The organism is Viridibacillus sp. KH_047 (genome assembly GCF_057838945.1).
This window is the reverse complement of the sequence record NZ_CM174479.1, coordinates 2,026,690-2,049,573: the sequence shown is the minus strand read 5'-3', so window position 1 is coordinate 2,049,573 and position 22,884 is coordinate 2,026,690. Positions and strand designations below refer to the sequence as shown.

The window sequence follows — 22,884 nt, the reverse complement described above, 5'->3', positions numbered from 1 at the left end:
TCTTTATCTAACGAGCGCAATTGGTTGCGCCCGGGGTTACCTAATTACTTACGTGTTTAGCAACCCACTCCGAGGGGATGTCGGATATAGTTGTATTACCGGCTCCCAGCACTACCGGCTCTCTGTGAATACTAAAATCTATAACCTTTAACCTCATCAACGATTTCTATATTTGATTGTCAAACTAACTATATTTTCAATACGCCACCAGTAGAAGCGCTCGTTACTAGCTTAGAATATCGTGCTAAGTAACCTTTTTTAATCTTTGGTTCGAAAGGTTTTAAGTTTTGTTTTCTTTCAGCTAAAATTTCAGCGGAAACTTGTAATTCTATCGTACGGTTTGTTAAATCGATAGAGATTGTATCACCATTCTCTACTAATGCAATCGGCCCACCATCAGCAGCTTCTGGAGAGATATGCCCTATTGAGATACCTCGTGAAGCACCTGAGAAACGACCATCTGTAATAAGTGCTACCTCTTTACCTAGACCACGTCCCATAATAGCGGAAGTTGGTGCAAGCATTTCAGGCATTCCTGGTCCGCCTTTAGGTCCTTCATAACGAATGACTACGACATGACCTGATTGAACTGTACCATTATCGATGTTTTCTTGAGCTTCCTCTTGAGAATCAAAGACAATAGCTTCACCTATGAACTCCTTGATAGAAGGATCAACAGCACCTACTTTAATAACAGCGCCTTCAGGAGCAATATTTCCGAATAGTACTGATAAACCACCTACAGGACTATATGGATTATCTTTTGTACGTATGACATCCGTATTTGTAATTTCATACCCTGCTACATCTTCCGCAATTGTTTTACCCGTGATAGTGATTCGATCTTTATGAATGGCCCCATCAATTTTACATAGCTCATTGACGATTGCACTAACACCACCTGCAAGATGAACATCATGCATTGAATAATTTGAAGCTGGCATAATTTTCGATAAATATGGTACTCGTTCAGCTACCTTATTAATGTCTTCTATGTTGTAATCAATTTCTGCCTCATGAGCGATTGCTAATGTATGTAAAACAGTATTAGTTGAACCTCCCATTGCCATATCAAGGGCAAAAGCATCATCGATAGTTTCTTTTGTAATGATATCGCGCGGTTTTAAATCATCCTTGATCATTTGAACCAAATGTTTTGCAGCGTCTTTGATCAATTGATGACGTGCATCAGAAGTTGCTAAAATCGTACCGTTTCCTGGTAAAGCCATCCCTAGCATTTCCATAAGAGAGTTCATAGAGTTAGCCGTAAACATCCCTGAGCATGAACCACAAGTCGGGCACGCGTTATCTTCAATGTCCTTTAATTGCTCTGCAGTCATTTGACCACTTTTATAAGCACCCACGCCTTCAAATACAGAAGTTAATGAAAGTTGCTCTCCAGTAGAAGAAACACCTGCTTCCATCGGACCACCTGATACAAATACAGAAGGAACATTCGTACGAACAGCTGCCATTAACATTCCCGGTGTGATTTTGTCACAGTTTGGAATGTAGAATACACCATCAAACCAGTGTGCATTAATTACTGTTTCTGCAGAATCTGCGATTAGCTCTCGGCTTGGTAATGAATAGCGCATTCCGATATGGCCCATAGCAATCCCATCATCAACACCGATTGTATTAAATTCGAATGGAATCCCGCCCGCTTCTCGAATCGCTTCCTTTACAACTTCAGCAAACTTTTGAAGATGAACATGACCTGGAATAATATCAATATAAGAATTACAAACTCCTATAAATGGTTTATCTAAATCTTTTGTTTTAACACCTGTTGCATATAGTAAACTTCTATGCGGAGCACGATCGACTCCCTTTTTTATCATGTCACTTCTCATTTTAAACGCCCCTCATTACACTACTGTAGTTTTTTCGTCGTAAGCTTGCACGCCATCTTGTTCAACGATTGCACGGAAACCCTCTAAAATGTCATTTGTCACTCTACCAGGTGTACCGTCACCAATGATTCGGCCGTCTACTTTCACTACAGCGATTACTTCAACAGCTGTGCCTGTTAAGAATACTTCATCAGCTACATATACATCATGTCTAGTAAACACACCTTCAATTGCTTCGTATCCTTTATTAGCAGCAACTTCTAATATCGCATTACGTGTAATCCCTTCTAAAGCACCGATATAACCTGGAGGTGTGATCAATTTATTGTCTTTAATGATGAAGATATTATCGCTTGAACCTTCAGCTACATAACCTTCACCATTCATCATTAACGCTTCAGAAACACCTGCTAAGTTAGCTTCTATTTTAACTAAAATATTATTTAAATAGTTTAATGTTTTCGTTTTTGGACTTAATACATCAGAACGGTTACGACGGCTTGAAGCTGAAACAATTTCAATACCTGTTTCGTAAAGCTCTGCTGGGAATAAAGCTAGTGGCTCAGCGATTACAATTACGCTAGCTTGCTTACAACTTCTAGGATCTATTCCTAAGTTACCAACACCACGTGAAACGATTAAACGGATATAAGCACTTTGTAGAGAATTAACTTTAATTGTTTCTTTCACTACTTCAGTCATTTCTTCGATTGTGTATGGAATTTCTAGTAAAATGGATTTTGCTGATTCATAGAGTCTTACTAAGTGTTCTTCTAAACGAAAGATATTTCCGTTATATGAACGAATACCTTCAAACACTCCATCACCATATAAAAAGCCATGGTCATAAACTGATACTTTCGCATCTTCCTTCTTAACAAAATCTCCATCAAGATAAATTAACTGGTTTCCCATACCTATCACTCTTTCTTTAAATAACATAGTCACGTTTTTGAATGTTGTCTCAAACGTTTTTTTAAATTGTTGCTATCATAGTACGTATTTGAACTCACGTCAACCTTATTTTTTGAATTGTTCATTAATTTAAAATATTAAATTATTAATGTATGCGTTTTCATTCCCTTTTAGTTTGGTTTTAGCTCAATTATGAACAATTTTTAAATTTTTAGAAAAATTTTTAAATTGCATTAATTCAGATATAAAAATAACCCCATCCCATTGTTATTTTACAAATGGAATGGAGCTAGGAAAACGTTACATTATTAAACTTTGGCACTCTACTTGTGTAAACAGCGTCTTAAAATAAGCTGTCATGAAAACGTTATTTGGATCATATTTGTCTCGCTGATCTAAAAATTTCGGCAAATTCGGATACAATTCTAGCATTCTATTTGCAGTTAATGAGTTCACTTTTCCGAAATGAGGTCGCCCGTTATACTTTGTCATTAGATGATTTACCCATCTAAAGTAAGGTTTCTCATCCATCCCCTTATACATATGAAATGCTAGAAATGCTGATTCTACTCCTCCTGTTGGACTTAGATATCCCATCTCACCTGCCGCTGTTCTGCATTCAATCGGAAAATGTACACGGAATGGATGTGATAGTAACGTATAGTGTATCTCTTCCATACATGCTTCAAAGTGTTCTAAAGGTATCGCATATTCACTTTCTAAAAACTTAACATGACGGGGTGTTGGGAAAATTTCATAACTAAGTCCAGTTTTAACACCGTTTGGCACACTCGAAGCAGAAATTTTACTGACGAGTGCTGTTCTTTTTGGCTGTTTACGGCAAAGCTCTGACATCAGATAAAATAAACCATTTTCTACAAATTGATTTTTAACGCTTTCAATGACTTTAGATGATTTCGATTGTTCAATTATTGGTATCATGTTCATCATTTTCACTTGTACTTTCTCACTACCTGGGAAGTAAAACCATTCTAAATGGCGATTCTCTCGTATCATTTGTGACCAATCCTGTAATGCCACTGGTAAAATGGATTGTGTTGAAACACATTTCAAGCTATATAATGGCACAGTTTGAAGTGTCACTTGAACAAGAACCCCTAACAATCCTAGTGATAGATGTAAGGAATTCGACAATTCATCATCTGCCCTTTTATGTTCATGATACTCTCCTAGTCCGTCTACAAACCCCCATGCAATCACTTGATTTGAAATGGAACCAAGTGTGATACCTGTACCATGTGTTCCAGTTGAAACGGCTCCTGCTATTGTTTGCTCCTGAATATCCCCCATATTCTGAAGCGCTAGTCCATATTCCTTTAGCATCGGCCCAATTTCATATAAATAGGTCCCAGCCCATAAAGTTACTTCTCCTGATGCCTGATCGACATTGATTAATCCTCGCATATTGTGTAGAGATACAGCTATATCATCAGGCATTGCTACAGGGCTGAAAGAATGTCCAGCACCGGTTACTCGCAGCGTTTGCCCATTTTCACTCACCTTTTTGATTATCTGTGATAAATGTTCAGTAGAAAGTGGCAATAAGGATCTAGTTGGTTTACTGACCACGTTGCCTGACCAATTTGTCCATTCCTTTTGATCAATCCAATCTTTTACAGAAAACATTTCCCGTCCCCCCTATAAGTTGCAAAACTATCAATATATCGATCTTTTCGTTTCGCTTCCAGACTAAGAAAGCGCTCACATAACTCACCTGCCTTAGCATGACGAAAATAGATCTTATCCCCAATATTTATTTGATGACCACTTTGTATATGAAGAGGCGTTTGCACCTCACCTGCACCTTCCAAATCAAAAAAATGATAATTTTGTGCATCATAAGGTACTGGCTGTTTGTCTTTGCCTATTGCACCAGAAGCGATATATCCTCCCCCATGACAAACAACGATATTCGGTGCAGGATTTCTCGTGACACGTAACGCAAAACCTGCTGCTGGCTTTAAATTTAACGTATGATAATGATCAAAAAGTGCTGGTGCAAAAAATGCCGAACCAACAGTTACCTCGGTCACTTCTTCTTGAGCTGCTGTATATTGTAAGCTCCCTGAACCCCCACCATTAACAATTTCTATCGTGGAAAAGCGTGTCTGTAACTCCTCAACAGCTTGTTTACGAAAAACTGCCAACTTTTTCTTCGAGTTATTTTTCAAAAATCGGATCATCGGTGCTTGCCATTTTTGTAATGGTTTATCAATTACTCCTGCAATTTGAGCCTCATAGCCCATCAAGCCCTTTACTTTAACATTTGAAAACGTTGAAACTTGGGATAGAAAATGTGTTAGTAGCGGTAAAGAATGTAACGATGAACGCCTTGTCCCAAAGTAAATAAAGGGGGTTTTCATCGAAAGATTGATATCGATACAGATATGTAAAGATGTGTCGTATTCACTTGCAATGTCTTGCAAAAATTGAATTTGTCTCACATCATCTACCATAAAGGTAATATCTTTTCCATCTTTCACATGTGTAACAAGCTTTCTAATACTCGTAGGTTCTAATATGGGGTAGCCAATAAGAAAATGATCAAACCCCTCATTTATCAAATACAACGTCTCTTCAGCAGTAAACGTCATCCATCCTGAAAAAGTTTGTAATTTTGAAGCAATATAAGTGAGGAGATCTTTTGAGCGAATCGATTTTGTTGCAATTCTAATGTTTTTTCCGTTTGTGTGTTGATTGATAAAATCGATATTTGCATCAAGTGCATCTAAATCAATCCACGCAAATGGACACTCTAAATGTTCAAAGGCACGATCAAATGTTGACATTGTCTCACACCCTATCTATATATTAAAAAACAAAAAATGCCCTTTTAGCGAGAAACCCATCTAATAATGATGTTTTACTTTTCCTGCTAAAAGGACATTTGAATAATCATACTCATTTTCAACTTGACAGCGACTAACGAATCTCCCATAAATCCAGAACAAGATTTAAGAAGAAAATTGTGTGTATAAGCGCAAATAATAATCCTTGCTTATTAAATTTCTTCTTTAAGGATTGATTCATAAGTACTTCCCCCTTCTTTTTCCATATTATAATCACAATCAACTTATTTTGCAAAAATTTCAAACTCATAAGTTTTATATGACAATTTCACCTCTCTATGTAATGATATATGTAAAGACATATTTGGAGGTCATTATAATATGAAGAAAGCTTTACTTGTAATCGATTATACAAATGATTTTGTAGCAGAAAATGGAGCTTTAACTTGTGGAAAAGCTGGTCAAGCAATCGAACAAACCATTGCTTCACTAACAGAACAATTTATAAAAGATGGAGAGTTCATCGTTTTTTCTTGTGATCTACATGAAGATAATGATGAATATCATCCAGAGTCTAAATTGTTCCCTCCTCATAATATTCGAAATACTGAAGGAAGAGAACTCTTTGGTTCATTACAAAAAATTTTCAAAGATCATCAAGTTCAAAGTAACATTCTATGGATGGATAAAACACGATACAGCTCATTTGCTGGTACAAACTTAGATCAACTTTTAGCTGAAAGAGGCATTCGAGAAATTCATCTAGTTGGTGTTTGCACGGACATTTGTGTACTACATACAGCAGTAGATGCATACAACAAAGGTTTCAAAACGTATATCTACGAAAATGGTGTTGCAAGCTTTGACGAAAATGGGCATAAATGGGCGTTAAATCACTTCAAAAATACACTTGGTGCAGAGGTAATTGTATTTAAATCATAAAAAAGGTTTAAATTCACTCCAATAGGGCTATACGAATAATATACATCTAAAGGAGTGATCATAAATGAGTGTTATTTTATATTTAATCGTAGGTGGATTAATCGGCTGGGTAGCTGGATTAATATTAGGTAAAGATATACCCGGCGGAATTATAGGTAATATGGTTGCTGGGATTTTAGGTTCTTGGCTTGGTGGAAAATTACTTGGATCATGGGGTTGGGAAGTTCAAGGCTTCTACGTTTTCCCTTCAATTATCGGTGGCGTGATTTTAGTCTTCGTCGCAAGTTTAATTTTAAGAGGTATGAATAAGTAATGAGCACATGAAAAGGATAGACGAGGTAAATAATTTCGCCTTATCTATCCTTTTTGTATTTATTATCTTCTCTAATTGCAAATGCTTCTACAAGGATATTTTATAGATTGAACTTATTTTTAATTATTGCAGCAACTTTTTCAGCACTCATATTTGTATTATTAATTTTTATGTAATGTTCCTTCTTGATTTCACCAGCTACTGAATTCAACCTGTAATTTCCATTGTTCTTCTTAAATCAGTTTCAGATTCCTCTATATTTCTTTTTGTCGGCTTATTTTGTAGTCTGTAAGGGCTTTTGTTTCGGTCAATTCTTTCTTCTAAATCCGCTTCTAATTCTACGAAGTAAACCATACCACCTTTAGATTCGAAAAGCTGGCAAATTTCCTGTACATAATCCCAGTCAGCTTGAAGATCAAAAGCCCACACGTAGGTGAAAATTAGACCATACAGATTACTTTTAGATACTTCTTCAAATATTTCCTGTCGAAATAATTTTACTAATCTATTCCCTTCTTTAGTTCCGTATTCAAAAAAAGGATTAACCAATTCAATGGTCATATGATTATGAAAAAGCTTTAAGTCAGTCACTTTTTCTAATTCATATCCTACTGTCATTTTGCCAACTGCTTGTGGTCCAAATATCAGAACAAATTTCATAATTCACCTTCCCCTAGTTAATAGTGTGGAAAAAACATCTCCTTGCTACTTTCGCTTTATTAAAAATACAGCTTACTATTCAATCCTTTCTACAATCTCAATACATTCAACATTCACCTAAAAAAACCCTTTTAATTTATTAATCAATCCCAACTTTCCTAAATACCATTAATCTAAACTGACTTACTCATATCTTTTATACAAAAAAAGCACACCACTAAGTAAATAGCGGTGTACTCTTATTAGTTTATTTTTATAGAATAGCTAATGCTACTAGCTCTATTTTTTTGAAGCCTCTAAAGCGATTTTACTATTAAAAACGAGCTCTTTTTTATGTTTATTATAGAGTTTGTAATAGTAGAGTACATTCTCTACGTATTCGTCATCATGATTATAGTGATATACTGCCTTTTCTATCTTGCCATTTGCTGCACCGCTAGCTGCTAAATAATTGGCAGCACTATAAATAGCATCTTCAATATTATATGGATCTGCTAGTCCGTCCCCATTCGCATCTACTCCATAACCACCGTAACTTTTAATGGTTTTGGGGTCAGTCAATTCCTTCTTTTTAATATTGCCTTTTCCAAGGTCTTTACAAGACGGATGCTTCCAGCCAACAAAAGTACATGGCATAAATTGCATATGACCTACCGCTCCTACAGGTGATTCTAGCGTTTTCATTGATGAAAATCGTGTTTCAATGCGATGATGTGCAGCAAGTAACGTCCATGGAATATTGTATTTCTTTGCTGCCTTCTGATAAATCGGAATATATTTATTCGGAATTTCGATATCAAATGCTGGAATATCTTTCATATCTTCAGCACCAAGTTTTTTAATAATCGGCAACTCTTTTAACTGCTGCCACATGATGATTGTCGTTGTATAAAGTGCAATCGATACCGGGATTAGTAAAATGATCAGCCAGAGCTTCAATTTCATATCTAATTGTTGCTTCTTTTTATTTACCATTATCTAAACACCTATCATCACATTATTAAGGAATATTATCGACTATTGGATTGGTTTCTTTTTAGCGATAAAGAACGCTAAAACAAATGCGATAATCGCAAATGCAAAAGAACCAGAATATACGACACGAATACCATTAGCTATTATATCGACCAGTTGGCCAATTTCTTCACTAGAAAATATATTTGTATCGAAATGACCATTTAAATTGATGTCACCTTTACCAAAGCTAGCAAGTTTTTCGCTTGTTGCTAGATTAAACAACATTCCAAAAATTGCTGCCCCAACGGATTGACTAAATGTGTTAATAAAAGAATTCAAGCCTATAGAAGTTCCAAGCTGGTCTCTATTAGCAGAAGTTTGTACAGCAATGATTAACATTGGTGCTATTAAACCCATACCAACACCTAATAACCCTGTTCCAACATAAACAAGTATCTCATTTGAGTCAGCAGATAAAGTGGTTAAGATAAATGTAGCGATTACTAACAACCCTGTTCCGATTTGAATAATCGTCTTAGAAGTAAGGCGCCCTATTAAATTCCCCCCTAATATTGCCCCTACTGTCCACATAACAGATAATGGCGTCAACATTAAACCAGCTTGCGTAGCATTCTTACCAAAGACCGACTGTGCAAAAATAGGCAAGTACGCCGAAATACTAATGACAATTGCCATTACAAAGAGCGTTAAACCATTTACTATATTTAAGCGACGATTTCTGAATAAAGAAAGTGGTACTATTGGTTCTTCTGCCTTTAGCTCTACTCGAACAAATATGAGTAGTGCAATAGCTGCTACTGCATATAAAACAATCGATTTTGTGCCGAACCAAGTTTGTGTATTGCTTCCTTCAATAATCGTATAAAGTAATGCAACCATACCAATTGAGAAAAATAGCGCTCCAGCATAATCGATTTTACGTTTCGCTGTTTGTACTTCTTCCTCGTAATATTTTGCAATCATGAAAATAGATCCTAAACCAAACGGTATATTCAATAAGAAAATATAATGCCAAGTTAATTGGTCAACAATAAAGCCACCAACAAGTGGTCCTATTACACCCGATACGCCCCAGACCATACTAATCCAACCTTGGCCTTTTGCACGTTTTTTTTCAGTATCAAATAATTCTCCGACAATCGTTAATGTAATCGGTAAAATCGAACCTGCACCAATCCCTTGAATTGCACGGAATATAATTAACTGCTCCATCGACTGTGCTAGACCACATAATAATGAGCCTAATAAGAAAATAGAAATCCCGATAATGATCATCTTTTTTCGACCAAATAAGTCAGCTAATTTACCGAAAATAATCGTCGCAATAGCTGATGTTAGTAAATAAGCTGAGTAGATCCAGCTAATTAACTCAACACCTGACAAATCCGTAGTAATGCTTGGAATTGCTGTTGCCACAATCGTACCTTCAATTGCTGCGAGTGCCGTTGCAAGTAATACGGCGATAAATACTTTATTCATATAAAACCTCAATTCTAAAAAAGTTATACAGTCATACTAAACAAAATATTATAACACGAAAACAAATAATTACCTATATGAGTAATTTTTCGCTAGTTTCTGACATAGAGGTTTGATACTATAAAAAAATGGGTATTAGTAGAAATGGACATATTAACCATATTAGATCTCAATTTGTTTACTCAATTATTTAGGAGGTACATATACATGTGGGAAGATTTTAAAAAGTTCGCCTTAAAAGGCAACGTAATAGATTTAGCTGTAGGGGTTGTAATCGGGGGTGCATTCGGTAAAATCGTAACTTCGTTAGTAAATGATATTATTACTCCGATCGTCTCTTTATTACTCGGCACAGTGTCATTCACTGACTTACATTACAAAGATATAAAGTACGGTAACTTTATACAAAGTGCACTTGATTTCTTCATCATCGCTTTCTCAATTTTCATGTTCATTCGAATCATTTCTAAATTGAGCCTCAAGAAGAAAAAAGAAGAAATTGTTATTGAAGCACCACCAGCACCTACTACTGAAGAATTATTAAAAGATATTCGTGATTTATTAAAAGACAAGCAAGCATAATCTAGAAAAAAAACGAGCGACTCTATACGAATCGCTCGTTTTTTTATTTACCATCTTCAATTAATGTTTCCATATCGACAGCAATTGTATCAAAAGGTACATCTTGTGCACCACTATAGTTTTTAACAACAACGCCATTTTGGTCAACTAGGAAAAAGCTTGTACCGTGGATCACTTGGTCATCTGCTGGATTGTCTTTTACTAATGTTTTAAACGATTTTAAAGCAAAATCTGCAATTTCATCTTGTGAATACCCTGTTAAAAACTCCCATTTAGAAGTATCAGGAACTGGGTAGCTGTTCAAGTATTTGTTTAATACTTCTGGCTTATCGACTTTAGGGTCAACACTAAATCCAACAATCTTATAGTCTTCTAACCCTTTGTCCTGGAAGGATTTTTGAATATCCGTCATATTCATCGTCATCGGTGGACATACAGTAGTACATTTTGTGAAAATGAACATACCTAACCAAGGTTTACCTTTTAAAGAATCTAATGAAACTTTTTCATTGTGCTGATTAGTATATTCAAACGGTTCTACTTTCCAATCTGTATCCGCTTTAAATTTCCCGTTGCCACATGCAGATAATACTAAGGCAATAATTAATAATAATGGCAATGTTAAATGTCTTTTTTTCATGGGTGAGTCACTCCTTCATACAAACAATCTTAACGAATTGAATCCAATAAAACAAGAAGGCTGTACTATTCGTTTAAGACGAATTTGTGAAAGATTATGCTTTTAAAGAGACTAGCACATCGTGAATCGATTCCAGTTTAGACTCCACACGGTGCATCAAGTAAAATGATACAACAATTGGAAAGCCCACTTCCTGTATAAACGTCAGCCATTGCTCCATCTCATTCCCCCCTTTACAAATAGAAAAGATTGCCCCATCGGCCATGATGGCGGACGAGACAATCTACTTTTTTTATGCTTGTACTAGATATTCCGTCACTTGGCGATCTACAATTTGTGCCCCTTTAATCACTGCTATAGGCTCGCCGTGTACTAAAAATACTTCACTGTCGATTATAGCAACCATCGCGTCACTAATCTCCTGCTCGGTCAGTGAGTCCTTTGGAGCATCGACGTTAAGCGTATAATTTTTGTCACCTGCAGTTTTAAATTGTAACTGTAATACTTTTGCCATTAATCATCCCTCCCTTTAATAGGTTAGTTAGTTACTTAGTACTTCTTGTATTTCATTAAACTCGATTTTGTTCATAGTATTGCTTGTTAAACCTGCAATTACATTTGACACTGTTTCTAGCGCCTCTGCTTGTACACCTTTTTTAATATTGTTGTACGTTTTCTTCTTTTCTACTGGCTCTCCATTGTCATTTGTACCTACTACGAATGACAAGCGCAGTGTTGCGTTACTAAAATTAAAAGTTGCCATGTTGTTCACCCCCTTTCACTAATTAAATAGATTTTTTTAAAAGAAAAGGAGACAACAGGTGAATTTTTTACAACTTCCTTTTATAATGGTATAAGAGTATAGAAGAGGTGAGAGTTTTTGTTAACTGGCTGGTTTCTGTGGTTTATATTAATTTGGGTAGTTTTATTCATAGGCTTGATGGCAATTGGCGGATTCTTTATGTTCCGTAAGTTCTTAAAAAGGATGCCTAAAGAAGATGGTAAATCTGCTATGGATTGGGAAGAACATTATGTTGGTGAGACAATCCATTTATGGGGTGACGACTCTAAAGCTTTATTAACTGAGCTTGTAAGTCCTGTTCCTGATTTATTTAGACCTGTTGCAAAGCAAAAAATAGCAGGCAAAATTGGAGAATTGGCATTAGAGGAAAAAGCGTCATCTATTACATTTGATCTGATTATTAGAGGTTATATCATCGCCTCCCCTAAACGAGATCATAAATTTTTACGTAAAAAATTATCTCAAATGAAAATCGATACAACACCGTACGAACATCTTCTTGATTAAGTAATACATAAAAAGGTTCTTCTCCATTTCGCATAGAGAAGAACCTTTTTTATTTTGCATTTAATTGTTTTTCAAGCTTTTTATAACGAACTAACATCGCAATTCGCCATGGAACAATCATTGAAAATGCCAAAATCCAGAACATACCGCCAAGTTCACCTAAATGGAATGCACCACTTAGATAAATCTTTGCTACTGTACGGATAATCAATAAACCAGCTAAAATAATAAAAAATGCTTTAGACGGCTTTAAAAAGATGTCATCTTCAACAATATGAAATTTCGATGTCGCGATTAATACAGTTGAAAAGATAATTCCTACTATAATTGCTTCTAACACTTGTGGCCAAGGTACTCTGAAATATTCAAAGCAAAACATTAAAGCACCAGTAGACATCGCAATCGGTGGGATAATGATTTTCTTAGCACTAGCAGGTTTTTTAGCCGATTTGGCTCTCACTGTCATCGCCATAATCCCCATAAAGACAACAGCGACAGTTGAGCCTATGACCATATATTGAGAAGGAATTGAACTCAACATAATAGACCCTCTCCTCACATAACTAATATTCCACTACTTTTACAATCGTAGACATTAAGCGTTGCTGATCAAAAGGTTTCGTAATAAAATCCTTAGCACCTAGCGAGAGCGCCTGTAAAATCATCTTCTGCTGTCCTAATGCACTGATTATTATAATTTTTGCATCAGGAAATTCTTCAATGATCACTTTCGTTGCATCTAAACCCGACATAACCGGCATTGTTACATCCATCGTTACAACATCTGGTAATAATTCACGATACTTTTCAATTGCTTCCATGCCATTAATAGCTTCACCAACGACTTCATAACTAGATTCCGCTAACATCGTTTTTATCGCATGACGCATAAACATCGTGTCATCTACTACTAATACCTTAGTCAAAAACTCAACCCCTAATTTGAAACTAAAAATACTATACTACTAATAAGTGTAGTAAGCCAATTAAAACCCCATGAAATTCCCGAAAATTGGTTGTAATAATCGAATAATAAGTATCATTCCATCAAAGTACAATAATACCCCAACAACTATCATCACATAACCGCCGACTTTAACGATTTTCTGACTGTGATCACGAATCCAAGTTAATTTTGTAATAAAGAATGAAAGAAGGAAAAACGGAATAGAGAAACCAAGACTATAGGTTAATAGATACCAAATACCTGATCCTGGATTTGTACCCGCTAATGACAGAATACCGCCTAAGATAGGTCCAGTACAGGGAGTCCACCCCGCAGCAAAAGCTAAACCAATTAAGAAAGTGCCAATGTAACCAGCTGGTCTATTTTTAAATTGGAATTTGCGATCTTTCATTAAAAAGTCCGGTGTAAAGACGCCTATAATCATTAATCCAAAAATAACAATTAATATCCCACCAAATTGACGAATCAAGTCATCGTATTTGAAGAAGAACCCTGAAAGATAAGATGTTGTAAGCCCTAAAATTAGGAAAATCATTGTAAATCCTAATAAGAAAAACAATGTGTGCAAAATAGCCGTTTTTTGGAGCATTCCTTTGTCATTCTTTAACTTATCAAATGACACGCCTGTTATGTATGATAGAAATGCTGGATAAAGCGGCAACGTACATGGTGAGATAAAACTAAGAATACCTGCACCAAAAGCTAAAAAATAGTTAAAATCAGTATTCATATTTTGTTGTCGCTCCTTAAAGTTTCTGTACCCATCGTACCAAACTTTTCAAGAAATATCTTTTCTTTTGTCTGTGAATATTTCATGACAAAATTATGCATTGAATATGGCGACAGTTGTTTGTTATTTTACTATCAGATAAAACTTGCTTGAAGGGGGGCTTTGGCGCTACTCGGGCTCTCTTTGGCGCTACTCGAGACTCCTTTATCGCTGCTCGGGCTCCTTTTTGCGCTACTCGGGCTCCCTTTGGCGCTACTCGAGACTCCTTTATCGCTGCTCGGGCTCCTTTTTGCGCTACTCGGGCTCCCTTTACCGCTACTCGAGCTTCCTTTACCACTACTCGGGCTCTTTGGCGCTGCTCGAGCTCCCTTTACCGCTCCCCCTAAAATCCCTACCAACAAAAAAATCCCCAAAAAGCCGCTATCCAACAACGACTTCCCGGAGATTCTTCCTTCACTACCCTACTTCTTGAACTAATCCATTTTGTAACTGATACATTTTATGATACAAGCCATTTTTAGCAAGTAACTCTTGATGTGTTCCTCGCTCGACAATTTCACCATGGTGGAGAACTAATATTTGCTCTGCATCTTGTATCGTACTTAGGCGATGCGCGATGGCAATTGTTGTGCGGCCTTTACGCATTTTGTCAAGACTTCCTTGAATGGCTACTTCCGTTTCCGTATCGATTGTTGCAGTTGCTTCATCTAAAACGAGCACTTTCGGGTTCGTTGCAATAGTTCTCGCAAAAGCAATGAGCTGCCGCTGCCCACTTGAGAATGTAGAACCGCGTTCTGATACTTGATGTTTATAGCCATTTGGCATGGATTCTATAAATTGATCTGCTTGCACAAACTCTGCTGCAGCCTTGACATCTTCTTCCGACATATTTTCATTAAAGAGTTTAATATTGCTTTCAATATTTCCGTAAAATAAGAATGGATCCTGTAGGACTAAGCCCATTTGCTGTCTTAGCGTTTGTTTCGGGAAATTTTTGATTGACTGGCCATCTATTAAAATTTCTCCTCTTTCAAACTCGTAGAAGCGCATCAATAGGTTAATAATTGAACTTTTCCCGCTCCCAGTATGACCGACAAGCGCTACCGTCTCACCAGGTTTAACAGTAAATGAAATATCTTTCAACACATCAGTATTGCCATCATATGAAAATGTTACATTTCTGAATTCAATGCGGCCGTCTGACATTTTCACGGAAGAATCATCTAGCTGCTGTGGATCTAATTCCTTGTCGTCCAGTAATGTAAAGACGCGTGATGCAGAAACAATCGCTTGCTGGAAAATTGAAAGTCTTTGCATGACTTGGTTAATAGGTTCAAAAAAGCGATTAATATAGCTGACAAATGCATAAATGACACCGATCTCTACAGGTTCACTTAAGGACGTTATACCAAAAAAGCTCAGCATTAAAATCAGACCAAACGCATAAACCAAGTCAATCACAGGTCTTAACAATAAACCATCTAGCTTAATACTACTCATTACTGCCTTATAGTGCTTTTCATTTATCTCGTCAAACTCATCTCGGAAACGTTTTTCCTGACGAAAAGCTTGCACAATAGACATACCGGATAATGATTCTGCTAATTTTGCATTTAATTGGCTTAGTCGCTCACGCATATCCATATAATAAAAGGCACTATATTTTCTGTAGATATAGACAATACAGAAAAGAATAGGTAGTAAAATAACTGTTGCTAATGCCAATTTCCAGTTTAATATAAACATCGCAATATATACTCCGATGACTAAAAAACCACTTTGCACAAAGCCAATTAACACACTAACGAACATATCCATAATAGCTTCAGTATCATTCGTGACACGAGATACGATGCTGCCCGCTGGTGTTTTGTCAAAATAGCGCATACCTAGCTTATGAACTTTCGTATAGACATCTATTCGTAGCTGCTGTATTACCTTAAGAGCCAGTACATTGAAACGCAGCATCTGTAAATAACTAATGACCGAATTCAATATTTGAATGCCAATGTATGTCGTAGCTAAGATGACTAACGTATTTGTTGGAAAATGACGAGGTGTTAAATAATCATCCATAAATATTTTAATCAACAATGGTCCTACGATATCTCCAAGAACAGTAATTAAGAGTAACATTAATGCAATCCCAATGGACTTTTTATGTGGTTTCAAATATGTAAGGAGTCGTTTTAATACATGCCACTGTTCCTTACCTGTTAGGGTGACTTTTTGTTCTTCATTCATGTTGACTCACCCCCTCTTCAACCTGTTGTTCAAGTTGGTGCAATTGATACATTTCAAAATAACGACCTTTAAGTGCCATTAACTCTTCATGTGTCCCTTTTTCTACAACAGCCCCTTCATGTAAAACAATGATGAGATGCGCATGGACAAGTGCACTTAAACGATGGGACGTAATAATTGTTGTCGCGTCTGTTCTAGCCTCTTTTAATGACTCTAAAATGGCCTCTTCTGTCTTTGCATCAACCGCTGATAAAGAGTCGTCTAAAATGAGCAGCTCAGGTTTCATTAACAACGCTCGCGCAATCGAAATCCGCTGCTTTTGCCCTCCTGAAAGTGATACACCACGTTCACCGACGACAGTATTGTAACCTTCCGTAAAGCGCAATATATCTTCATGCATTTGTGCAATTCTCGCTGCATTTGTCACTTCATCTTCGCCAACATCAGGGTTCGTAAAAGCGATATTTTGATATAACGATGCCGAGAATAAGAAATGCTCTTGCGGCACATAGCCAATTGCTTCGCGTAATTTTATAGCTTGATAATCTCCTATGACATGGTCTCCGTAACGAATCTCCCCATCATAGCCGTCAAATTCACGCATTAATAATTTTAATATCGCAGTTTTACCCGCTCCCGTCTTACCGACAACACCGAGTGTTTCACCACGTTTCAACGTGAACTGTACGTCTTTTAATGCTGGTGTCTCATCACCAGGGAATGTAAATGAATTAATATTAAACTCGATATCCCCCTGTGGTCGAATGGATAAAGCACCTTCTTTATCTTCAACGTCCATTTTCTCAGCTAAAAGATTTTGAATCCGGTCATATGACGCGCTACCTCGCTCCATGATGTTGAAAAGTAAACCAAATGCCAGCATTGGCCACACAAGTAGACCTAAGTACGATGTAAACGACACTAAATCTCCTAGTGTCATATCGCCAGCAACAACGAATTTAGCACCAAATATAATTGTTAAGAAAAATGATATACCTACTACAAGTGAAATTGTTGGATCAAATAGTGAATCCACCTTTGCCACTCGTGTATTTTTCGCAACAACTTCGTCGGATAAGCGTTTAAAATCTGCGATATCCTCTTTATCTTGACCAAATGTCTTCATCACTTTGATACCAGTAATACTCTCTTGCGTTTTATCATTCAAGTCCGAAAACGCGGCTTGCGCATGATGAAAACGTGCATGTAAAAGTTTACCGTAATAATTCGTTGACAGCGCCATAAATGGCATTGGAATTAAAGCGATTAGCGTTAGCTTCCAATCAATCGTAATGGCCATTGCCAAGATTACAAAGCCCCCTGTTGTAATAGAATCTACAAGAGTTAAAACACCATTACCCGCTGTTTGCTGCACAGCTGATACATCATTTGTTGCATGTGCCATTAAATCTCCGATACGGCGCTTTTGATAAAAGGACGGTGCCATTGACGTAAAATGGTGAAATAATTTTGCCCGTAGCCTTTTAGCTAGTGTCATAGACGATCCGAAAATCATAATTCGCCAATAATAGCGAATCACATACATCAAAAGTGCAGAAGCAGCTAATAGACTCAACCATTTAACAAGAGAGCCAACAGTTAAGTTGCCACCACCAATTTCATCAACAACAACGCCGATAATTTTAGGGGGCACTAACTGTAACATTGCCACCATGATTAAGAGCGAAATTCCCACCAAGTATTGCTTCTTACGCTCTTTAAAGAACCAACCTAATTCAAAAAATACCTTCATCTCTATTCACCTTCTTTTCTTCACAAATATCAGTTTATCAAATATTCTGAAATGATTGAAGATAAAAAATAAATTAATTTCGTTCTCCTAAATGTTTTTTATTTTTTGATTTATTTTAAAAATAACCCATAAAAAATAACCCTTTACGATTTATCTAATCATAAAGGGTTTACTTAAAGCTTTTACGTTATTTAGTTATTTCGATTAATAGATAAAGTGCGAACCGCCCCAATAGCTGGGTATCTCCAAAAGACGTTGTCAAATTCATTTTAAAGTACCTGTACTAATAATAGACATTTTAACATGGACATCTACTTTTAACTTAGCAATCGTAGCATCCGTCAGTTTTTTATTCCATTTTCCTTTGTAATACATTCGGAAATTTTCACTTAGACCAATTGGGTCAACTTCCAATTCTTTCAGTTTCTCTAGAAATTTATCTATGTCTTTCTCAAGTTGTTTGTTAATCTCATTTTCTAGCTTTGTTATCCCTTCAGGAGTATCTAATTCTTTTCCTCTTTTTCCTTTATATTCACTAAGCGTACCTTTAAGTCTCAATGAAATTGTAAGCTTCGGTGATTTAATATTTTTATTACTTTTAATTTTCACTCTATTATCAATTAATTCAATCATTACACTTTCTTTGCTCGAATCTTGATTTAAATCTAGTGGCAAAGGTGCTAGGTTTTTCCTTCCTTGTAATGCTTGAATGATAAGCGCTTCATCTGGTGTTATCATTTCAAGCATATTTTTATTTTTAAACAAAGCCACTCCCTCAATCTCTATCTTCCCGTCTTTTTTGTTTATTACAGGAACGATGGGATCAAATACTGGATTAGTTATCGTATATATAAAATCATGGATATTCGTATTCGGATCAAAAGCCGTATTGATACTGGGTTGTAATAAATCATTTAAATAAAAGTTAATATTCGGTTTATCAGAGTATTTTTGTTTTAACAGCTCTTCTGCATTACCTTTAACGACGGCAATTAGCACTTTATTGCCGACTTCAGAATTTCTGTATAAATACTGAATCGTTTTTTGCACGTTTCCTTTTCGAGCATATTCCTCATTGATTAGAATTACTCGTAATTGATTTAATACCAGTTTCTTATCTGAAAGTGTTTCCATTTTCACAATTCCGTGAGAGACGAGTTCAGTAGGAACCGAAAAAAATTGTGTAGCCTGCTTCGAATCAGGAGAGTATTGTGGAACCGCTATCGTTAACTGAGTTGTTTGTTCATCAATATAGTCAAATGACAAAATCCCCACCATTCCAGTATCTTCTAAAGGTACCTTTAATTCTTTTGATGAACATCCTACCAAGAAAATGAAGCAAACAATAGTAGCAAATAGAGCAAGCTTTTTGTTCATGGCTGCACCTGCTTTTTTCGAAATAAATGTACAACACTCAATAATATTGGCCAAACGATGATTACATAAATACCATAATTACTTCCAAGGAATAATTTATTTTGAAATTCTTGAGAAAATGGCATCTTGATGATCATAAAGATGATGATTGTAAGAATATATAAATGAGCCTTCTTTTGTTTAGATAAAAGTGAATCTACTCCTTTCTTCGCACACCATAAATACCCTGCTACTGTAGTCAAAATTAGAAATACCCAAAGTGTCACACCAAAAATATCAATTCTTTCAATAAACGAGAATTCCCCAGCTTTAAACAAATTTAAGACCGTAAACTCTACATGTTTTAACTGCCATTCCGAAAAGTACATAACACTGATTGCGGTTGTTATAAAACAAAAGCCAACACTTATCCAAATTCCTATTAAAGCATGTTTATATGCCTTTTTTTGCTCTACAATATGCGGAAAATAAAACATGATCAACTCATATCCTAAAATTGATAAATATCCTTTTTTTAACGCTTCATAAAATTCCCTACTATTGAAATTAAATAAAGGGAGAAAGTGACTAATATCTCCTTTTTTAATAGCCCAGTTTGTAAAACACAGCACGCCTATAGTTATGAAAAAGGACATTATGCAAAATCTTGCGATGGATTTAATCCCTCCACTAACAATGTACGCCAGTAATAGCAGAAAGAAGAGAACAGGTATAGTAATCGTTTGTTCGGGAAGGGCTGTGCTCTGTATAAGATGCATATAATCACTTATAATGCCTGCTATAAAAAAAGTAAATAGCAGGACAATCAATAAATTAATCCCCTTCCCTAGCCCTTTCCCTAGTAATAGTTCATTGATACGAAATAGGTTTTCATTTGGATATTTACTGTTAATCCAGATCATCGGCCATAACGTTAGACTGGCAATTACCCCAAATAACAGCGGAAAAAATGTTTCACTATAGCCAACAGAGCTAAGTCCTTGAGGTAGTGTAAGTAGTCCCGCACCAATCATTACACTTTGCACTAAAAAGATAACATGATATCGATTCAAAAATTTCTGCTTGTTTGTACTCAACTTTAACTACCTCAACTCCCATAGTAAAACAATCTACTTTTTCTGTGCCCTTGAAATGCCCTTTTTTAATCTTAAAAATGCTGTAGGAAATCTAACAATATTATCTAACAAATCTGCTGCCTTACGAGGTATGAAAGGTGCTATAAATGGTGTTCCCAAAGATTTCAAACCTTGTAAATGAGCCATTAACCAAGCAAAAGCTAACATTTGTCCAAATAATCCAAACAACCCCGCAGATAAAATAAATATATAGCGAATAAATCTACTTGTATTACTCATTAAAAATATAGGTGGAAGAAAAGAAAGTAATGCGGAAGTGGCTACTAACACAACGAGGATATTACTGATTAATCCAGCCTCTACTGCCGCCGTACCTATTACAATACCTCCTACGATACCAATAGTTTGCCCTACTTTCGCAGGCATTCGTGATCCGGCTTCCCTTAGTACTTCTATGATTAGTTCAATAAACAATACTTCAAAAAGTGGTGGAAAAGGCACCTTACTTCTGGATTCTTGTAAATTTAATAACAGTTCGTAAGGAAGAACTTCTGGATGAAACGTCAATGCCGATATATACATAGGTGTTATCATAATTGTCAAGAAAAACCCAAAAAATCGAAGCATTCGAAGTAAAGAAGCCGTCGTCCAACGATTATAATAATCTTCAATCGAAATGAACATTTCAAAAAAAGTGGTAGGACAAACGATGGCTGCTTGAGTATTGTCCATGAATATTATAATTCTTCCGTCAAGTAGATAATGCGCGATACTATCAGGACGCACACTCATATAATATTGTGGGAATGGTGATAACGGATTATCTTCAAGCATTTGCATTAACTCAGAAATATCCAAGAAAATTGGAGAGTGAACTTTCTCAATTCGTTTTTTCAAAGTATCCAAATTTTCTTTATTCACAATATCATCCATATACATAATCACAAGTTCCAAGTTTGACTCTGTCCCTGTTGTAAGAGTTTCATTTTTTAGCATGGGATTTTTTATACGTCTTTTCACTAATGATATATTAGTTTCTAATGATTCTGAAAATGCATCTTGTGGTCCAATTACAGTAGACTCTGTTTCCGTAGTTGTAATAGCACGTGTAGGAGCACTGTATGTATCAATGCTTAACAATTCATTTGTTTCATGAAAATACAACAACGTTTGACCCGAAATTAATTTTGTAGTTACGTCCTTTATATCCGTAACATCAACCACATCAGCTATTTGATGAACTTGATTGATATGATTAGCCAAAGGAAAAAAAATCATCATTTGCATCGTCATTTTCTCTACCAATGCAGATGAGTAAATGACAGTAACCACACCATCACCTGTAGGGATTTTCTTGAATATTACATCACTTATTTGGCTTGTTTTCTGCTTTAAAGTTTCAACCGCTTGCTCGGCTAGATTATCCGTCACATTTTTAGGCTTTTTCTTTAACTGCATACCATTCGACTTACGTACCAATATATATTCCACAAGTACTACACGCCTTTCGTACAGATTAAAATAGTTTGTCCATTCAATAAAAATGTATGCAATGAAAATTAATGGAATTATTGATATACTTACGATAGTAAGGTCTATTGGAGGAAAAGTTGTGAAACCTATTATGAAAAAAAAGCAATTACTAGAAAAAGATGATATATGGAATGCTGTTATTAATGTGTTAAGTGAGGAATTCCCTGAAGATGATGCAACTTATAAGGAAGCTTTTATGGTCTATAACTATTATTCTGAAATGGAGAGTGGTGGTCACGAAAGTGTATTCAATTGGGGATGGGAAGACATACAAGAGCAAGGGATATCCAAATATATTACTGATCTCACTTCTAATCTTGAAAAAATAGGTGCCCATGAGTATGGTCGAATTATGAGCGTGTATGGTGAAGAAATGTGGCGTCTATTTCTCATTTTGGAGCATGAAGAAATGGATGAAGACGAACATACCGAGCTAGAACAAGAATTTTATAAAGTAATTAACAAAGCAGATGATGCGTATCATAACCTCAACAAACAATTAGAAAAATTATTAGAGTCTTATTTCATAAAAATACATACTGATTTGATTGAAGTAGTGGAAAACTAGTAGTTGTTCACATTATATAAATTAAAAAATTGTAAGACTTTCACCAGCAAATACAAAAAGCCAACTTCCCTCTGGAAGTTGGCTTTGCTGGAACATATATGTATGCCCATAACTTATGGAATCGGTTCCCCTCTGTGAACGTTCTTCCAATC

At 35.9% G+C, this 22,884-nt stretch carries 23 protein-coding genes and 1 pseudogene; 5 read left to right on the top strand and 19 right to left on the bottom strand.

Going from position 1 to position 22,884, the window contains the following annotated elements; genetic code table 11:
- Positions 1-188: 188 nt before the first annotated feature.
- The 4 genes from ilvD to AC3IS5_RS10240 all read right to left on the bottom strand — a co-directional run bounded on the left by ilvD (position 189) and on the right by AC3IS5_RS10240 (position 5,581).
- The gene (gene ilvD, locus AC3IS5_RS10255; RefSeq protein ID WP_489427714.1) at positions 189-1,856 is read right to left on the bottom strand and encodes a dihydroxy-acid dehydratase; all 1,668 of its coding nucleotides are present in this window, start codon (positions 1,854-1,856) and stop codon (positions 189-191) included.
- Positions 1,857-1,871: 15 nt separating this feature from the next.
- The gene (gene ilvE / locus AC3IS5_RS10250) at positions 1,872-2,771 is read right to left on the bottom strand and encodes a branched-chain-amino-acid transaminase (RefSeq protein WP_489427713.1); all 900 of its coding nucleotides are present in this window, start codon (positions 2,769-2,771) and stop codon (positions 1,872-1,874) included.
- Positions 2,772-3,071: 300 nt separating this feature from the next.
- Positions 3,072-4,418 carry a D-arabinono-1,4-lactone oxidase gene (locus tag AC3IS5_RS10245; protein WP_489427712.1) on the bottom strand — a complete coding sequence of 449 codons (1,347 nt, stop codon included), beginning with the start codon at positions 4,416-4,418 and terminating at the stop codon, positions 3,072-3,074.
- Positions 4,406-5,581: an alanine racemase gene (locus AC3IS5_RS10240; protein ID WP_489427711.1), complete on the bottom strand. Its 1,176-nt coding sequence runs from the start codon at positions 5,579-5,581 to the stop codon at positions 4,406-4,408. The genes AC3IS5_RS10245 and AC3IS5_RS10240 overlap by 13 nt, the downstream gene beginning before the upstream one ends.
- Before the next feature lie 381 nt (positions 5,582-5,962).
- Between AC3IS5_RS10240 and AC3IS5_RS10235 the strand changes: the two genes are divergently transcribed.
- Together AC3IS5_RS10235 and AC3IS5_RS10230 are read left to right on the top strand one after the other, a co-directional pair.
- The gene (locus AC3IS5_RS10235) at positions 5,963-6,523 is read left to right on the top strand and encodes a cysteine hydrolase family protein (protein ID WP_489427710.1); all 561 of its coding nucleotides are present in this window, start codon (positions 5,963-5,965) and stop codon (positions 6,521-6,523) included.
- Between the two features lie 64 nt (positions 6,524-6,587).
- Positions 6,588-6,836 carry a GlsB/YeaQ/YmgE family stress response membrane protein gene (locus AC3IS5_RS10230; protein ID WP_038182014.1) on the top strand — a complete coding sequence of 83 codons (249 nt, stop codon included), beginning with the start codon at positions 6,588-6,590 and terminating at the stop codon, positions 6,834-6,836.
- A gap of 100 nt (positions 6,837-6,936) precedes the next feature.
- On the opposite strand, the pseudogene AC3IS5_RS10225 reads toward AC3IS5_RS10230, so the two are convergent.
- From AC3IS5_RS10225 to AC3IS5_RS10215, 3 genes and pseudogenes are all read right to left on the bottom strand, one after another.
- Positions 6,937-7,496 (bottom strand): annotated as a pseudogene (locus AC3IS5_RS10225) (AAA family ATPase).
- Between the two features lie 279 nt (positions 7,497-7,775).
- Positions 7,776-8,471, bottom strand: a complete 696-nt coding sequence (locus tag AC3IS5_RS10220; RefSeq protein ID WP_489427709.1) for a lytic transglycosylase domain-containing protein — start codon at positions 8,469-8,471, stop codon at positions 7,776-7,778.
- Between the two features lie 42 nt (positions 8,472-8,513).
- Complete coding sequence (locus AC3IS5_RS10215) at positions 8,514-9,953, bottom strand: MDR family MFS transporter (RefSeq protein WP_489427708.1); 1,440 nt, start codon at positions 9,951-9,953, stop codon at positions 8,514-8,516.
- Between the two features lie 207 nt (positions 9,954-10,160).
- Between AC3IS5_RS10215 and mscL the strand changes: the two genes are divergently transcribed.
- Positions 10,161-10,535 carry a large conductance mechanosensitive channel protein MscL gene (gene mscL, locus AC3IS5_RS10210; protein WP_489427707.1) on the top strand — a complete coding sequence of 125 codons (375 nt, stop codon included), beginning with the start codon at positions 10,161-10,163 and terminating at the stop codon, positions 10,533-10,535.
- Between the two features lie 43 nt (positions 10,536-10,578).
- Here mscL and AC3IS5_RS10205 read toward each other — a convergent pair whose 3' ends face one another.
- The 4 genes from AC3IS5_RS10205 to AC3IS5_RS10190 all read right to left on the bottom strand — a co-directional run bounded on the left by AC3IS5_RS10205 (position 10,579) and on the right by AC3IS5_RS10190 (position 11,938).
- Entirely contained in the window at positions 10,579-11,175 is a 597-nt protein-coding gene (locus tag AC3IS5_RS10205) for an SCO family protein (protein ID WP_489427706.1), read from the bottom strand.
- A 94-nt stretch (positions 11,176-11,269) separates the two neighbouring features.
- Entirely contained in the window at positions 11,270-11,395 is a 126-nt protein-coding gene (locus AC3IS5_RS10200) for a YvrJ family protein (RefSeq protein WP_083446074.1), read from the bottom strand.
- A gap of 72 nt (positions 11,396-11,467) precedes the next feature.
- A complete protein-coding gene (locus AC3IS5_RS10195; protein ID WP_489427705.1) occupies positions 11,468-11,689 on the bottom strand; it encodes a DUF2922 domain-containing protein in 222 nt (73 codons plus the stop codon).
- A 27-nt stretch (positions 11,690-11,716) separates the two neighbouring features.
- Positions 11,717-11,938 (bottom strand): DUF1659 domain-containing protein, encoded by a 222-nt coding sequence (locus AC3IS5_RS10190; protein WP_489427704.1) that lies wholly within the window; start codon positions 11,936-11,938, stop codon positions 11,717-11,719.
- Positions 11,939-12,055: 117 nt separating this feature from the next.
- On the opposite strand from AC3IS5_RS10190, the gene AC3IS5_RS10185 reads away from it, so the two are divergent.
- On the top strand, positions 12,056-12,484 hold the full coding sequence (locus AC3IS5_RS10185; RefSeq protein ID WP_427777887.1) for a DUF2621 domain-containing protein: 429 nt from the start codon (positions 12,056-12,058) through the stop codon (positions 12,482-12,484).
- Positions 12,485-12,533: 49 nt separating this feature from the next.
- On the opposite strand, the gene AC3IS5_RS10180 is transcribed toward AC3IS5_RS10185, so the two are convergent.
- From AC3IS5_RS10180 to AC3IS5_RS10145, 8 genes are all read right to left on the bottom strand, one after another.
- Positions 12,534-13,025, bottom strand: coding sequence for a CcdC family protein (locus AC3IS5_RS10180; protein WP_489427703.1), 492 nt, complete (start codon positions 13,023-13,025; stop codon positions 12,534-12,536).
- Positions 13,026-13,047: 22 nt separating this feature from the next.
- Positions 13,048-13,410, bottom strand: a complete 363-nt coding sequence (locus tag AC3IS5_RS10175; protein WP_489427702.1) for a response regulator — start codon at positions 13,408-13,410, stop codon at positions 13,048-13,050.
- Between the two features lie 60 nt (positions 13,411-13,470).
- A complete protein-coding gene (locus AC3IS5_RS10170) occupies positions 13,471-14,181 on the bottom strand; it encodes a cytochrome c biogenesis CcdA family protein (protein ID WP_489427701.1) in 711 nt (236 codons plus the stop codon).
- 456 nt (positions 14,182-14,637) lie between these two features.
- Positions 14,638-16,425, bottom strand: a complete 1,788-nt coding sequence (locus tag AC3IS5_RS10165; protein ID WP_489427700.1) for an ABC transporter ATP-binding protein — start codon at positions 16,423-16,425, stop codon at positions 14,638-14,640.
- Entirely contained in the window at positions 16,418-18,178 is a 1,761-nt protein-coding gene (locus tag AC3IS5_RS10160; RefSeq protein ID WP_489427699.1) for an ABC transporter transmembrane domain-containing protein, read from the bottom strand. The genes AC3IS5_RS10165 and AC3IS5_RS10160 overlap by 8 nt, the downstream gene beginning before the upstream one ends.
- A gap of 264 nt (positions 18,179-18,442) precedes the next feature.
- Entirely contained in the window at positions 18,443-19,555 is a 1,113-nt protein-coding gene (locus AC3IS5_RS10155) for a Ger(x)C family spore germination protein (RefSeq protein WP_489427698.1), read from the bottom strand.
- On the bottom strand, positions 19,552-20,631 hold the full coding sequence (locus tag AC3IS5_RS10150) for a GerAB/ArcD/ProY family transporter (protein WP_489427697.1): 1,080 nt from the start codon (positions 20,629-20,631) through the stop codon (positions 19,552-19,554). Before AC3IS5_RS10150 ends, AC3IS5_RS10155 begins: the two co-directional genes overlap by 4 nt.
- A gap of 33 nt (positions 20,632-20,664) precedes the next feature.
- Entirely contained in the window at positions 20,665-22,122 is a 1,458-nt protein-coding gene (locus AC3IS5_RS10145; RefSeq protein ID WP_489427696.1) for a spore germination protein, read from the bottom strand.
- A 121-nt stretch (positions 22,123-22,243) separates the two neighbouring features.
- Between AC3IS5_RS10145 and AC3IS5_RS10140 the strand changes: the two genes are divergently transcribed.
- Complete coding sequence (locus AC3IS5_RS10140; protein ID WP_489427695.1) at positions 22,244-22,732, top strand: DMP19 family protein; 489 nt, start codon at positions 22,244-22,246, stop codon at positions 22,730-22,732.
- The last annotated feature ends 152 nt before the right edge of the window (positions 22,733-22,884 follow it).

What these genes read in the sequence shown, in the direction of transcription:
- AC3IS5_RS10165 (WP_489427700.1), bottom strand. Translation starts at nt 16,425, where the DNA reads ATGAATGAAGAACAAAAAGTCACCCTAACAGGTAAGGAACAGTGGCAT.
- AC3IS5_RS10240 (WP_489427711.1), bottom strand. Translation starts at nt 5,581, where the DNA reads ATGTCAACATTTGATCGTGCCTTTGAACATTTAGAGTGTCCATTTGCG.
- AC3IS5_RS10170 (WP_489427701.1), bottom strand. Translation starts at nt 14,181, where the DNA reads ATGAATACTGATTTTAACTATTTTTTAGCTTTTGGTGCAGGTATTCTT.
- ilvD (WP_489427714.1), bottom strand. Translation starts at nt 1,856, where the DNA reads ATGAGAAGTGACATGATAAAAAAGGGAGTCGATCGTGCTCCGCATAGA.
- AC3IS5_RS10190 (WP_489427704.1), bottom strand. Translation starts at nt 11,938, where the DNA reads ATGGCAACTTTTAATTTTAGTAACGCAACACTGCGCTTGTCATTCGTA.
- AC3IS5_RS10230 (WP_038182014.1), top strand. Translation starts at nt 6,588, where the DNA reads ATGAGTGTTATTTTATATTTAATCGTAGGTGGATTAATCGGCTGGGTA.
- mscL (WP_489427707.1), top strand. Translation starts at nt 10,161, where the DNA reads ATGTGGGAAGATTTTAAAAAGTTCGCCTTAAAAGGCAACGTAATAGAT.
- AC3IS5_RS10245 (WP_489427712.1), bottom strand. Translation starts at nt 4,418, where the DNA reads ATGTTTTCTGTAAAAGATTGGATTGATCAAAAGGAATGGACAAATTGG.
- ilvE (WP_489427713.1), bottom strand. Translation starts at nt 2,771, where the DNA reads ATGGGAAACCAGTTAATTTATCTTGATGGAGATTTTGTTAAGAAGGAA.
- AC3IS5_RS10160 (WP_489427699.1), bottom strand. Translation starts at nt 18,178, where the DNA reads ATGAAGGTATTTTTTGAATTAGGTTGGTTCTTTAAAGAGCGTAAGAAG.
- AC3IS5_RS10215 (WP_489427708.1), bottom strand. Translation starts at nt 9,953, where the DNA reads ATGAATAAAGTATTTATCGCCGTATTACTTGCAACGGCACTCGCAGCA.
- AC3IS5_RS10180 (WP_489427703.1), bottom strand. Translation starts at nt 13,025, where the DNA reads ATGTTGAGTTCAATTCCTTCTCAATATATGGTCATAGGCTCAACTGTC.
- AC3IS5_RS10235 (WP_489427710.1), top strand. Translation starts at nt 5,963, where the DNA reads ATGAAGAAAGCTTTACTTGTAATCGATTATACAAATGATTTTGTAGCA.
- AC3IS5_RS10220 (WP_489427709.1), bottom strand. Translation starts at nt 8,471, where the DNA reads ATGGTAAATAAAAAGAAGCAACAATTAGATATGAAATTGAAGCTCTGG.
- AC3IS5_RS10205 (WP_489427706.1), bottom strand. Translation starts at nt 11,175, where the DNA reads ATGAAAAAAAGACATTTAACATTGCCATTATTATTAATTATTGCCTTA.
- AC3IS5_RS10195 (WP_489427705.1), bottom strand. Translation starts at nt 11,689, where the DNA reads ATGGCAAAAGTATTACAGTTACAATTTAAAACTGCAGGTGACAAAAAT.
- AC3IS5_RS10155 (WP_489427698.1), bottom strand. Translation starts at nt 19,555, where the DNA reads ATGAACAAAAAGCTTGCTCTATTTGCTACTATTGTTTGCTTCATTTTC.
- AC3IS5_RS10200 (WP_083446074.1), bottom strand. Translation starts at nt 11,395, where the DNA reads ATGGAGCAATGGCTGACGTTTATACAGGAAGTGGGCTTTCCAATTGTT.